The 12938-nt window shown below is 69.3% G+C and carries 12 protein-coding genes; 4 read left to right on the top strand and 8 right to left on the bottom strand.

The features are described from left to right. Positions 1 to 40 precede the first annotated feature (40 nt). On the bottom strand, positions 41 to 2044 hold the full coding sequence (cyoB, locus tag AOZ49_RS28130; RefSeq protein WP_054479051.1) for a cytochrome o ubiquinol oxidase subunit I: 2004 nt from the start codon (positions 2042 to 2044) through the stop codon (positions 41 to 43). Positions 2045 to 2118: 74 nt separating this feature from the next. Further along, entirely contained in the window at positions 2119 to 3162 is a 1044-nt protein-coding gene (gene cyoA, locus AOZ49_RS28125) for a ubiquinol oxidase subunit II (RefSeq protein WP_054479059.1), read from the bottom strand. 222 nt (positions 3163 to 3384) lie between these two features. On the opposite strand from cyoA, the gene AOZ49_RS28120 reads away from it, so the two are divergent. Together AOZ49_RS28120 and AOZ49_RS28115 are read left to right on the top strand one after the other, a co-directional pair. Then, entirely contained in the window at positions 3385 to 4719 is a 1335-nt protein-coding gene (locus tag AOZ49_RS28120; protein ID WP_054479047.1) for an MFS transporter, read from the top strand. Positions 4720 to 4771: 52 nt separating this feature from the next. Next, positions 4772 to 5113: a hypothetical protein gene (locus tag AOZ49_RS28115; protein ID WP_054479045.1), complete on the top strand. Its 342-nt coding sequence runs from the start codon at positions 4772 to 4774 to the stop codon at positions 5111 to 5113. A gap of 92 nt (positions 5114 to 5205) precedes the next feature. On the opposite strand, the gene AOZ49_RS28110 is transcribed toward AOZ49_RS28115, so the two are convergent. Continuing rightward, positions 5206 to 6222: an amino acid ABC transporter substrate-binding protein gene (locus AOZ49_RS28110; RefSeq protein WP_054428710.1), complete on the bottom strand. Its 1017-nt coding sequence runs from the start codon at positions 6220 to 6222 to the stop codon at positions 5206 to 5208. A 44-nt stretch (positions 6223 to 6266) separates the two neighbouring features. Further along, positions 6267 to 7595 (bottom strand): aspartate aminotransferase family protein, encoded by a 1329-nt coding sequence (locus AOZ49_RS28105; protein ID WP_054479043.1) that lies wholly within the window; start codon positions 7593 to 7595, stop codon positions 6267 to 6269. Positions 7596 to 7738: 143 nt separating this feature from the next. Here AOZ49_RS28105 and AOZ49_RS28100 point away from each other — a divergent pair, with 143 nt between their 5' ends. Beyond that, positions 7739 to 8638: a LysR family transcriptional regulator gene (locus AOZ49_RS28100; RefSeq protein WP_054428708.1), complete on the top strand. Its 900-nt coding sequence runs from the start codon at positions 7739 to 7741 to the stop codon at positions 8636 to 8638. On the opposite strand, the gene AOZ49_RS28095 is transcribed toward AOZ49_RS28100, so the two are convergent. The 3 genes from AOZ49_RS28095 to AOZ49_RS28085 are packed head-to-tail and all read right to left on the bottom strand — an operon-like array spanning position 8626 to position 11622. Continuing rightward, positions 8626 to 9669 (bottom strand): histone deacetylase family protein, encoded by a 1044-nt coding sequence (locus AOZ49_RS28095; RefSeq protein ID WP_054428707.1) that lies wholly within the window; start codon positions 9667 to 9669, stop codon positions 8626 to 8628. The two genes, AOZ49_RS28100 and AOZ49_RS28095, sit on opposite strands and share 13 nt — an antisense overlap. Before the next feature lie 31 nt (positions 9670 to 9700). Further along, positions 9701 to 10282 (bottom strand): SanA/YdcF family protein, encoded by a 582-nt coding sequence (locus tag AOZ49_RS28090; RefSeq protein ID WP_054479040.1) that lies wholly within the window; start codon positions 10280 to 10282, stop codon positions 9701 to 9703. Next, positions 10279 to 11622, bottom strand: coding sequence for a hypothetical protein (locus AOZ49_RS28085; protein ID WP_054479038.1), 1344 nt, complete (start codon positions 11620 to 11622; stop codon positions 10279 to 10281). Before AOZ49_RS28085 ends, AOZ49_RS28090 begins: the two co-directional genes overlap by 4 nt. A 148-nt stretch (positions 11623 to 11770) precedes the next feature. Here AOZ49_RS28085 and AOZ49_RS28080 point away from each other — a divergent pair, with 148 nt between their 5' ends. Then, on the top strand, positions 11771 to 12172 hold the full coding sequence (locus AOZ49_RS28080) for a hypothetical protein (protein WP_054428704.1): 402 nt from the start codon (positions 11771 to 11773) through the stop codon (positions 12170 to 12172). A 46-nt stretch (positions 12173 to 12218) separates the two neighbouring features. Here the strand turns inward: AOZ49_RS28080 and AOZ49_RS28075 are convergent, their stop codons facing one another. After that, entirely contained in the window at positions 12219 to 12821 is a 603-nt protein-coding gene (locus AOZ49_RS28075) for a hypothetical protein (RefSeq protein WP_054428703.1), read from the bottom strand. Between the last annotated feature and the right edge of the window lie 117 nt (positions 12822 to 12938).

Genomic DNA, 12938 nt, shown 5'->3' with positions numbered 1-12938 from the left:
GGGCGGCGTGGCGTCGCCGGGCAGGGTGGGGGCCAGGGTATCAGACATGTTTCGCCAACAGGTGAGTGCGGGCGTCCTCCGTGCGCACGACCTCGTCGGCCGGCACGTAGTACTCGCGCTTGTAGTTGAAGGTATGGACGATGGATACGATCACCAGCGCGGCGAACGACAGCACCGCCAGCGGCCACATGTGCCAGATCAGCGCGAAGCCCATCACCACGCTGATGGCCGCCAGCACGATGCCGGCCCAGGTGTTCTTGGGCATGTGGATGGGGATGAAGCCGGTCTGCGGGCGCTGGTAGCCGTGCTGCTTCATCTGCCACCAGGCGTCCTGGTCATGCACCCGCGGCGTGAAGGCGAAGTTGTAGTTGGGCGGCGGCGAGGAGGTCGACCATTCCAGCGTGCGGCCGTCCCACGGGTCGCCAGTCTCGTCGCGCAGCGAATCGCGGCGGCGGTAGCTGACCACCAGCTGGATCAGGAAGCAGGCGATGCCGATGGCGATCAGGAAGGCGCCGAACGCGGCCACCTGGAACCAGATCTGCAGCGACATGTCCTCGAAGTGGTTGACGCGGCGGGTCACGCCCATCAGGCCCAGCACGTACAGCGGCATGAAGGCGAAGTAGAAGCCCACCAGCCAGAACCAGAACGAGCACTTGCCCCAGAACGGATCGAGCTTGTAGCCGAAGGCCTTGGGGAACCAGTAGGTGATGCCGGCCATCAGGCCGAACAGCACGCCGCCGATGATGACGTTGTGGAAGTGGGCGATCAGGAACAGGCTGTTGTGCAGCGCGAAGTCGGCCGGCGGCACCGCCAGCAGCACGCCGGTCATGCCGCCGATCACGAAGGTGACCATGAAGCCCATGGTCCACAGCATCGGCACCTCGAAGCGGATGCGGCCGCGGTACATGGTGAACAGCCAGTTGAAGATCTTGGCCCCGGTCGGGATCGAGATGATCATGGTGGTGATCCCGAAGAACGAGTTCACGCTGGCCCCGGACCCCATGGTGAAGAAGTGGTGCAGCCAAACCAGGTACGACAGCACCGTGATCACGACCGTGGCGTAGACCATCGACGCGTAGCCGAACAGGCGCTTGCGGCAGAAGGTGGCGACTACTTCCGAGAAGATGCCGAACGCCGGCAGGATCAGGATGTAGACCTCGGGATGGCCCCAGATCCAGATCAGGTTCACGTACATCATGGCGTTGCCGCCGAAGTCGGCCGTGAAGAAGTTGGTGCCGACGTAGCGGTCCATCGACAGCAGCGCCAGCACCGCCGTCAGCACCGGGAACGCCGCCACGATCAGCACGTTGGTGCACAGCGCGGTCCAGGTGAACACCGGCATGCGCATCAGCGACATGCCGGGCGCGCGCATCTTGACGATGGTGACCAGCAGATTCACGCCGGACAGCAATGTGCCGACCCCCGCGATCTGCAAGGCCCATATGTAGTAGTCGACCCCCACGTCCGGACTCTGCGCGATGCCCGATAAAGGCGGATACGCCAGCCAGCCGGTGCGGGCGAACTCGCCGACGAACAGCGACATCATCACCAGCACCACGCCGCCGGTGGTCATCCAGAAGCTGAAGTTGTTCAGGAACGGAAAGGCCACGTCGCGCGCGCCGATCTGCAGCGGCACCACGTAGTTCATCAGCCCCGTGACCAGCGGCATGGCCACGAAGAAGATCATGATGACGCCGTGCGCCGTGAAGATCTGGTCGTAGTGGTGCGGCGGCAGGTAGCCGGTGGAATCGCCGAAGGCCACGGCCTGCTGCAGCCGCATCATGATGGCGTCGGCGAAGCCGCGCAGCAGCATCACCAGCCCCAGGATCATGTACATGATGCCGATCTTCTTGTGGTCGATGCTGGTGAACCACTCGTGCCACAGGTAGCCCCACTTGCGGTAGTAGGTGATGGCGCCCAGCACCACGATGCCGCCGATCGCCACCATGGCGAAAGTCGCCAGCAGGATCGGCTCGTGCAAGGGGATGGCGTCCCAGGTCAGGCGACCGAAGATCAGCTTGGTGAGGTCTGGTTGATCAGTCATCTCGGTTTCCAGGGCTCGGTTTCCAGGGGGAATACCTTGATTTCACGCGCTGCGCCGTGGCGGCGGCGACGCCGCTACAGCGCCAGTTCCGCCGCCGAGGTGCACATGGCGCCGACGTACTTGCGCGGCGGCGCATCGGCCAGGCCCAGGCGCTCGCGCGTGGCCGCATCCAGGCTGGCGATGTTGCGCGCGCCGGGGATGCCCATGCCGCCGCCGGCGTCGATCGCCATGGCGTCCTTCATGCACATGCGGTTCGGTTCCACGCAGCGGTTGACGATGGCGTCGAACGGGCCGGGCGCGACGCTGGCGTAGCGCTGCACCGGGTTGCGTTCGCTGGGCTGCTCCAGTTTCAGGTAGGTGTCGCGGCCGAGCGTGGCGCCGGAGGCGCGGGCGTCGGCGACCCACTTGTCGAAGCCCTGCTGGTCCAGGCCGTGGAAGCGGAAGCGCATGCCGGAAAAGCCCGCGCCGCTGTAGTTGGCCGACAGGCCCTCGTATTCGCCGGGATGGTTGATGACCGCGTGCAGCGTGGTCTGCATGCCCGGCATGGCGTAGATCTGGCCGGCCAGCGCCGGGATGAAGAACGAGTTCATCACCGTGGACGAGGTGATCTTGAACTGGATCGGGCGGTCGACCGGCGCGGCCAGTTCATTGACCGCGGCCACGCCCTGCTCGGGATAGAGGAACAGCCACTTCCAGTCGAGCGCCACCACTTCGACCACCAGCGGCTTGGTGCCGGGCGGCACCTCGCGGCCTTCGGACAGGCGCGCCAGCGGGCGGTAGGGATCGAGCTGGTGGGTGCTGACCCAGGTGAGCGCGCCGAGCGCGATGATGATCAGCAGCGGCGCGGCCCAGATCAGCAGCTCCAGCATGGTGGAGTGGTTCCAGTCGGGGTCGTAGTGCGCGTCGCGGTTGCTGGCGCGATAGCGCCACGCGAACAGGAAGGTCAGGAAGATCACCGGCACGATGATGAGCAGCATCAAGCCGGTCGAGATGATGATCAGGTTGCGCTGCTGCACCGCGATGTCGCCTGATGGTGAGAGCAGCACCGCATTGCATCCGGAGAGCAATGGCAGGGCGGCTAACAGCAACAATCCGCGGAACCTTGGGAAAGACGGCATGGCCATACCCCGAAACGTAACCGTGGGAGGTAAACGCAACACTACGCTGGAAGCCGCGAAAAATCTAGGGTAAAAAGAGCAAAAGTATGCACGGGAAGGCGTGCGGGGCAGGGCCGGTCGCCATGGCGCCGCGGCCCGCCAGGCCTTCGAATGTACATACGAGTGTGTTGCAAAAAGCGTAGACAAGGCGTTTTCCAAAACCTCCTTTCAGCGAGCACTCACATGGCGACCACCACGCAGTATCCCGGCCATGCCTCCCCCTTGCCCAGTCCGGGCGCGACAGGGGGCGCGGCCAGCCACGCCAAGGTGGCGCCGGGCGAAATCGCCGTGGGGGTCGTCATCGGGCGCGCCTCCGAATACTTCGACTTCTTCGTCTTCGGCATCGCCTGCGTGCTGGTGTTTCCACGGGTGTTCTTCCCGTTCGAACCGCAGCTCGAAGGCACGCTGTGGGCCTTTGTCATCTTCTCGTTCGCGTTCATCGCGCGCCCCATCGGCACCGCGGTTTCGATGGCGATCCAGCGGCGCTGGGGACGCGGCACCAAGCTCACGATCGCCCTGTTCCTGCTCGGCACCGCCACGGTGGGCATGGCCTTCCTGCCCGGCTACAACGTCATCGGCTCGCACGCCATCGTGCTGCTGGCGGTGTTCCGCTGCCTGCAGGGGCTGGCCTTTGGCGGCTCCTGGGACGGCCTGCCGTCATTGCTGGCGCTGAACGCGCCGCCCAAGCGCCGCGGCTGGTACGCGATGCTGGGCCAGCTGGGCGCGCCCATCGGCTTCATGATCGCCAGCGCGCTGTTCCTGTTCCTGCACCTGACGCTGACCGAGGCCGACTTCCTCGACTGGGGCTGGCGCTATCCGTTCTTCGTCGCCTTCGCCATCAACGTGGTGGCGCTGTTCGCGCGGCTGCGGCTGGTGCTGACCGAGGAATACACGCAGCTGCTCGAAGAGGGCGAGCTCGAACCCATCGGCACCGGCCAGATGGTGCGCGAGCAGGGCTACAACCTGTTCCTGGGCGCGTTCGCGGCGCTGGCCAGCTATGCGCTGTTTCACCTGGTGACGGTGTTCCCGCTGTCGTGGATCGCGGTCAGCGCCACGCAGCAGATCTCCGACGTGCTGATCGTGCAGATCATCGGCGCGGGCGTGGGCATCCTGGGCACCATCGCCTCGGGCTGGATCGCCGACCGCATCGGCCGGCGCACCACGCTGGGCCTGCTGGCCGCGCTGATCGGCGTGTTCGCGCTGTTCACGCCGTGGCTGCTGGGCGGCAGTCCCAAGGCGCAGGACGCCTTCATCCTGATCGGCTTCGCGCTGCTGGGGCTGTCGTACGGCCAGGCGTCCGGCACGGTGACGGCCAACTTCACCAAGCGTTTCCGCTACACCGGCGCGGCGCTCACCACCGACATGGCCTGGCTGATCGGCGCGGCCTTCGCGCCGTTGGTGGCGCTGGGGCTGTCGGCGCGCTTCGGGCTGGTGGCGGTCAGCATCTACCTGCTGTCCGGCACCGCCTGCACGCTGCTGGCCCTGCGCATCAACAAGGCGCTGGAAACGCGTGACTGACGGGAACAGGGCGCCAGTACGCGGCAGCGACGCGGGGACTTCATTCTATTGGGTGCGCGCCCTGGTGCTGGGCGCGTTGCTGATCGCCATTGCCATGTACCGGCCGCTGGATCCGCTGGTCATCCCGGCCTGGTATCGCGCCGCGGGCGACGTGTTCTTCGTCATCGTATGCATGCTGGCCGCGGCGCTGGGCCGGGGCGCGGGCTTTCGCGACATCGGGTCGCGCGGCTTCGTGTCCGCGTTCCTGCTCTACAGCCCGGCCTGGCTGCAAGGCGGTACGCCGCCCGCGGCCGCGCCGTGGTTGCCGGACCTGCTGGTCGGCCTGTTGCTGGCGTGGCCGCTGCTGTGGCTGTGCGAGGTGCTGTGGTGGCGGCGCGGGACGCGCGCCGCCTGAATGCGCGACGCCGCGCCCGAGGGCGCGGCATGCGTGGCGCGGACAGGCCCGTACGGGCTGTCCGCCCGCACTGTCCGCCCGTACTGCGCGGGTCAGCGCACCGGCCAGCCGTACATCTGGCCGCCGTCGCGCCATTGCGCGTTCAGGCCGCGCGGCAGCTTCATCGCGCTGGCCATGCCCAGGTTGCGCTCATAGCTCTCGCCATAGTTGCCGACCTGCTTGACGATGTTGTAGGCCCACTTGTCGTCCACCCCCAGGTTCTTGCCCATGCCCGGCGTCACGCCCAGGATGCGCTGCACGTTGGGGTTGTTGCTTTTCAGCTGGCTGTCGACGTTGGCCGAGGTCACGCCGAATTCCTCCGCTTCGAGCATGGCGTTGAGCGTCCAGCGCACCACGTTGAACCAGTTGTCGTCGCCCTGGCGCACCATCGGGCCGAGCGGGCTCTTGGCGATGTTCTCGTCCAGGATCAGGTAATTGTCCGGCTGCTCCAGCGTGGTGCGCGAGGCCGCCAGCTGCGATTTGTCGGAGGTGAAGGCGTCGCAGCGGCCGGCCGCGAAGGCGCGCACGATCTCGTCGTACTTGTCGATCACCACCGGCTTGAACTTCAGGCCGTTGGCGCGGAACCAGTCGGCCAGGTCGAGCTCGGTGACGGTGCCGGGCTGCACGCAGATGGTGGCGCCGTCCAGTTCCCTGAGCTTCTTGACGCCGAGCTTGGCCGACACCATCACGCCCTGGCTGTCGTAATAGTTCACGCCAGTGCTGATCAGGCCCAGCGTGGTGTCGCGCGCCATCGTCGGCGTGACGTTGCGCGTCAGCACGTCGACCTCGCCCGATTGCAGCGCGGTGAAGCGCGCCTGCGTGGTCAACGGCGTCAGGCGGAATTTGCTGGCGTCGTTGAAGACGGTGGCGGCGATGGCGCGGCACATGTCCACGTCCAGTCCCTGCCAGTTGCCCTTGCTGTCCGGCGAGGAAAAGCCCTGGATGCCGGTGGACACGCCGCACTGCACGTAGCCGCGCTTCTTGACGGTGTCGAGGGTGGGGCCGGCGTGGGCCAGGCTGGTGACGGTGGCCAGCGCCAGGGCGCCGGCCGCGGTTCGGAATATCGGCATTGCGTTCTCCGGCCGGGCCCGGCCCGGCGCCAGGGTGGGACGGTTCAGGCGCTCAGCGCGCGGGGCTTGGCGATCTGGTCCAGGCTTTCGGTCAGGGCCTGGTCCAGGATCGAGACGGCGCGGTCGATCTCGTCATTGCTGACGGTCAGCGGCGGCGCGATGCGCCAGACCGAGCCGCGCTCGGGGCGGCGGCGGATGTTCATCGACAACCCCAGCTCGAAGCAGCGCTGCGTGGTCAGGGCGCCGAGCGCGTGATACGGCTCGCGCGTGGCGCGGTCCTGCACCAGCTCCACGCCCAGCAGCAGGCCCAGGCCGCGCACGTCGCCGATGGCTTCGTGGCGCTGCTGCAGTTCCAGCAGGCCGCGGCGCAGGTAGTCGCCCTGGCGGCGGGCGCGCTCCAGCAGCTGCTCGCGTTGCAGGGTCTCCAGCACCGCCAGGCCGACGGTGGCGGGCAGCGGGTCCGAGACGTGGCTGGTGTAGAAGGTGAAGCCCTTCTCGTGCACGTCCTGTTCGATGGCGGGCGTGGTGATGGTGGCCGCTAGCGGCGGGCCGCCGCCCAGGGTCTTGGAGACGCTGATGATGTCGGGCGTGACGCCGAAGTGTTCCGAGCCGGTGCGGCAGCCGAGGCGGCCGAAGGCGGTCTGCGCCTCGTCGAAGATCAGCAGCATGCCGCGCGCGTCGGCGGCGCGGCGCAGGGCCTGCATGTATGACTTGGGCGGCACCAGCACGCCGCCGGCGCTGATCACCGGTTCGACGATGATGGCCGCGGGCCGGCCGGCCGAGGCCATGTCGAACATCTTCAGGCCGATCTCCAGGCAGGCCAGCGCCGACTGTTCGGCGTCCAGGCCGGCGATGTAGGGGCGGTACGAGTTCGGTTCGGGCATGACGAACACGCCGGCCGGCGGCACGCCATAGCCCTTGCGGTCGCTGGCGTACGAGACCGAGCCGGCGCCGCTGGTGACGCCGTGCCACGAGCCGCCCACCGCCAGGATCTCGAAGCCGCTCTTGTGCATCTTGGCCATGCGCAGCGCGATCTCGTTGCTCTCGGAACCGGTGTTGACGAAGATCGACTTGGTCATGCCGGCCGGCATCCAGTCGCGCGCCATCGTCGCGGCCAGTTGCGCCACGGCTTCCGGGATCATGCCGCTGAAGAAGTGGAAGGCGGTTTCCCCGGCGCGGCGCACCGCGTCGACGATGGCCGGGTGGTTGTGGCCGATGGTGGCGCACATCTGGCCCGAGGTGAAGTCGAGGATCTCGCGGCCGGTGTCGTCGCGCACCACCGTGCCCTTGGCCGACTTGAACAGGTTGGGGAAGGTGTCGCCACCGTAGCGGATGAGGTATTCGCGGGCCGCCGCACGCAGGGTTTGATCCATGTTTACACTCCGGCAAAAGGCAGGTTCCAATGCGGAACCGACGGACGCAGTGTCTGGCGGCGCGGCGCCGGCGTCCAATGCGAAGTACGCATGCGCCGCCATGCATGGCGCGCATGGCCCATGCGAATCGCGCAAGGAGCGGTATGGATACCCGGTGGCTGCAGGACTTCATCACCCTGTCGGAGCTGCGCAATTTCACGCGCGCGGCCGAGGCCCGCAATCTGTCGCAGGCGGCCTTCAGCCGCCGCATCCAGAGTCTGGAGAACTGGGCCGGCGCGCGCCTGATCGACCGTTCGGCCTTCCCGACCCAGCTGACCGAGGCGGGCGAGCGCTTCCGCGTCGCGGCCATCGAACTGGTCAACCAGCTGGTCGAGGCGCGCGCGGGCATCGCCGCCGTGCCGGCGCGCAACCAGCTGCGCCTGGCCACCTCCTATGCCCTGGCGACGACCCACCTGCCGCGCTGGTGGCGCGACTGGAGCGCGGGCCAGCAGCTCAGCTGCAGCCTGCAGACGGGCAACGTGCATGACACGGTGTCGGCCTTCACCTCGGGCGCGGCCGATCTGCTGATCTGTTTCCACCAGGTGGCGCAGCCGCTGCCGCTGGACCTGTCGCGCTACGACTGCCTGACGCTGGGGCGCGAGCTGATACGGCCGTACGCGGCGCGCGCCCTGGTCGAACGCGAGGGGCTGGACCTGCCGGGCACCACGGCGCGGCCGGTGCCGTTGCTGATGTATTCGCCCAGCGTCTATTTCGCGCGCCTGATCGACGCCGCCATTGAGAGCGGGCCGGAGCCCCTGCACGGCGTGCGCCTGTTCGAGGCGGAGATGTCGGACGTGCTGGGCGACATGGCGGCGCAGGGGCTGGGCGTGGCGTGGCTGGCCGACAGCGCGCTGCGGCGGCTGGAGACGGCCGACCTCGTGCCCTTGGCCAACCGCGCCTGGGACATCGAGGTGGCGATCCTGGCATTCAAGGACCGCAGCGACGCGCGCGCCGCGGTCGAGGCCGTGTGGCGGCGGATGGCCGCCGCCGGTCAGCCGGCGTAGCCTTCCAGCACGTTGGCGACGTTGGTGCCGACCTCGGCCACCGCGTAGCCGCCTTCCATGGTGAACACCGTGGGCAGGCCCAGCCGGGCCAGCCGCGCGCCGACCTGCAGATAGTCGGCGCTGCGCAGCTTGAATTTCGAGATCGGATCGCCTTCGTAGGTGTCCACGCCCAGCGCGATCACCAGCGCGTCCGGCTTGAAGCGGCCGATGGCGGCCAGGCCCTGTTCGAGCGCCTCGGTCCAGCCGGCGAAATCGGTGCCGGCCGCCAGCGGCAGGTTCAGATTGGCGCCCAGGCCGGCGCCCTGGCCGGGTTCGTCGGCATAACCCAGGAAGAAGGGATATTCGGTGGTCGGGTCGCCATGCACCGACACGGTCAGCACGTCGCCGCGCTCGTAGAAGATGCTCTGGGTGCCGTTGCCGTGGTGGTAGTCGATATCCAGCACCGCGACGCGTTCGGCGCCGGCCTCGCGCAGCGCCTGCGCCGCCAGGGCCGCGTTGTTCAGGAAGCAGTAGCCGCCGAAGAAGTCGGCGCCGGCGTGATGGCCGGGCGGGCGCGTCAGCGCCATGGCGGCGCGCGGACCGTGGCCGCTGGAGACCGCGCGCGCGGCGTCGATGGCGCAGGCCGCGCCGGCGGCCGCCGCCTCCCAGGTGCCTGCCGTCAGTGGGCTGCCGCTGTCGAACGAGAACAGGCCGACGCGCGCGGCGAAGTTGCTGGGCGAGATGTCGTGGCGGAAGCCGCGCACCGGCCATACCGACGGCAGGATGTCGAGCTCGGCATTGGCGGGATCCAGCGCGATCCAGTCGGCCCACGCGCCTTGCAGGAAGTCGACGTAGCGCGGGCTGTGCACGCGCCGGATCAGGTCCAGGTCGGGCGCGGCCGGCGCCTGCAGCGTGCCGATGCCGCGCTGGCGCAGGGCGTCCAGCACGTATTCGAGCCGGGCCGGGGTCTCGTGACAGGGCACCAGCCTGCCGCGGAACATTTCCTGGCGGCCGTCGTGTTTGCCGTGGACGGGGTTGTGGAAGATATGCACGGTAGCGTCTGTGGAAAGAGAGGAAGGGAAACTATAGCGGCCGCAGCGCGTACCAGGCGATGGCCGGCAGCTCGCGCAGGATCGAATACAGGTCGCGCGCCTCGGCATAGCGCGGCGAGGCGCCGCCGACCTGTTGCACGCCGTGGCGCCTGAGCGCCAGCATGGTGCGCGGCACGTGGAAGTACTGCGTGATGGCGGTGGCGCTGGCGTAGCCGTGCTCGCGCATGTAGGCGCTGGCGTGGCGGGCGGTGGCCCAGGAGTCGTTGCCGAGGCTGTCCGCGACCACCCGGTCGGCCGGCACGCCGCGCGCGATCAGGTAGTCGCGCATCACCGCCGCTTCGTCGTGGCCGGCCGGATCGACGCCGCCGCTGACGAACAGCACGCGGCAGCGCGCGGCGGCGTAGCAGTCGTAGGCGCGGTCGAGCCGGGCGGCCAGGCGCGGCGAGGGCTTGCCGTCGGGCGCGACGGTGTTGCCCAGCACCACGGCGACGTCGGCCTGCGGGGCGTCGGCCAGCAGGCCCGCCCCGACCAGGGCGGCGGCGGCCAGCGCCACGGCGGCGACCAGGCCGGCGACGGCGACAAGGGCGCGGCGGCGCCAGCGGGCCGCGCTCATTGGCGCTTGGGGAAGGGCAGGTCGACCTCGATGACGTTCGAGTAGACCGGGCTGGGCGCGGCGGCCGGATCCGTCAGCGCCACGACCAGCCGGTAGCGGCCGGGAGCCAGGTCGGGGAAGAAGGGCACGTACTGGCCGTTGCCGGCGCTCACTTGGTATTCGTGCCCGCCGTTGCCGTCCGGGCGCCACAGCACCGGATCATCGGCCCAGTCGGCCACGTGGCGCGGGCCCGCGGGCGCCGCGGGCCGGTCGGCGTTGTCGGCATAGCCGGAGGATGCCTGCGCGGCGGCGGCCGCGGCGGCGGGCGCGGCCAGCGTCACCGGCGGGCGCTGGTACAGCGGCTGCAGCGTGCGTCGATCCTGCGCGTCGATGAACAGCAGCCAGACGCGGGGCGATTGCAGGCGCACCGGGTCCGGGCCGAGGTTGGTCACGTGCAGCGTGAAGCGGCCGCCGGCCTCGTACAGCGTGGTGCCCAGGTGGCCATAGACCGACAGCATCAGGCCGCTCGTGGGCGTGCGCGCCGCCGGGGCATAGCGATGCTTGTCGATCTTCAGGTCGGCGTAGCGCACCCACGCCGGCGGCGCATCGGCGGCCGCGCCAGCCAGGCGCACCTGCAGCCACTGCGGACGCAGCGCGATCACGTCGAGAGGGTCGCCGGCCTTGGCGGTCCGCGTCGACAGCGCCTTCACGTCGGGCGCGTCGTACAGGTCGAGCCGGTCGAAGGGCACGGCGCCGTCGCCCTCCAGCGGCGAGCCTTCGCCGTCGATCTGGATGTGCGCCACCGTGCCGTCTTCATGGAAGCCGTAGGTCAGCTCGAAGGCGCGGTCCTCCAGGTCGAACAGCGCCTGGGTGGTCCACTGCAGCGGGCGCGCGGTGCCATCGGGGCGCAGCGCGTAGTCTTCGGTGCCGTTGCTGTCGGCGCCGTAGCGGCAGCCCACCGAGAAGGCCGCCTTGGCGGCATCGAACACGGGGTTGACGAACTGGTGGCACGGGCTGGCCTGCGGCGCGGGGTGCGCGATCTCGCGGAACCTGCCTTCCTTGGGCCGGTACAGGAACAGCCGGGCCTGGACCTGGCCGCCGCCGCCGCTCTGGCCGATGACCAGGTCGCGGTAGCCGTCGTGGTCGATGTCGGGCGTCTCGAAGACGTCCACCGCCTCGTCGTCGAGGCGGGCGATTTCCTGTGGCGCGCCCTTGCCGACGCGGACGCTGACGCGCTGCGGCGCGGCGCCGTCGACGGTCACCACCGCCCGCAGGCCCGGCTTGATGTCGTAGGCATGGTCGCGCGCGAATGCGTCGGCGCTGACACCGGCGCCGGCCAGCATGGCCGCAAGCAGGAACATTTTCAAGGCAGCGCCTCCCGGATTTCTTCTCGGCGCATTATGCCCGAGCGGCCGCGCCGCGCGCCGTCCTGGCGCGGTCGCGCGGCGAGGCTCGCGGCGGCCGGAGGTTCCTGGGTAGAATCATCGGATAGCTTGCGATGCGCGCGCCATGAACCTCCCGTTCCCCATCCGTCAAGAATGCCCGCCGGGCGCCTGTATGTGCGACCGCGACCGGCTGCTGGCCGATCCAGCGGCCGACGCGCGCATCCTGCGGCTCACCAAGGAAGAGGAAAAGCGCCTGGTGGCGCGGCTGGAGAACATCGCCAGCCTGGAAGACCTGCGCGCCATGCAGGGCCGCATGCAGGCGCAGCTGGGCATCGTGGTGCGCATCGTTCCCAGCGACAACGAGGTGCGCACCTCGCGCGGCATCGCCATCCAGCTCGATGACCAGCCCGGCCTGTGCCGCAAGACGCGTTCGTCGATTCCGGCCGCCATCCGCCGCGGCTTCGACAACAGACCCGAGATCGTCTACGCGCTGCTGAACGAGCGCGACCTGCTGAACGGCACCTAGCGCCGTCATGCCATGGGCGCCCTCGTGGGCGGCGCCCGCTGCGTCCCTATCTGCCGCGCGGCGCGGGGCAGGGCGCCAGCGGCACCACGTCGGCGGGCGCGCGGCCCGCTTCCGGCCGGGTATCCATCTTCTTGCCGCTGCGCGCCGGATAGGCCAGCAACACGGCGCTGCCGGATTCCAGCCTGGGGCTGTTGGGGCCGCCATAGGCCACGGTCCAGCCGCGCACCGCCAGCGGCGCCAGCGTGTATTGCAGGGCCGAGCCGGGCGAGACATGGGCGACCTTGCCGGCGAACAATTCCTGCTGCCGGGTTTCGACGCCGTTGACGGATTGGTAGGTGGCGATGCTGACCAGCGCGGCCGATTCGCCGTGGCGCGCCAGGATCGCGGTCTCGTAGCGGCCGGGGGGAATGGCCGTGAGGCTGACGCTGATGTTGCCCTGCGCCTGGCCGCCGCCGTCCAGCCGCACGCCGGTGACGTCGGCGCGCGCCAGCGGGGCCGAACCGGTGTTGCGCACCCGCACGCTGTACTGCCCCGACGTGCCGGTCAGCGTGCACACCTCGATGCCATAAGGCGGTGTGTTCGCTTGCGCGGACGCCGCCGCCAGGACGGCGGCGGGCAGGATGGCGACGCGGAAAAGTCGGGACGGCACGGTACGCTCCTGTAAGGAGGCAGCGTGCCGGGACGCCGCGTTGCCTGCCTTATTACACCACTTGGCGGCCGGGGCCGTCGCCCTGCGGGCGCCTGCCGGCCAGCCAGTGCAGGATCA

Origin of the sequence: Achromobacter sp. 2789STDY5608615, assembly GCF_001298995.1 — a bacterium.
Lineage (GTDB): Bacteria > Pseudomonadota > Gammaproteobacteria > Burkholderiales > Burkholderiaceae_B > Achromobacter > Achromobacter insuavis.
The sequence above is the reverse complement of the archived record's forward strand: the minus strand, read 5'-3'. Positions and strand labels throughout refer to the sequence as shown.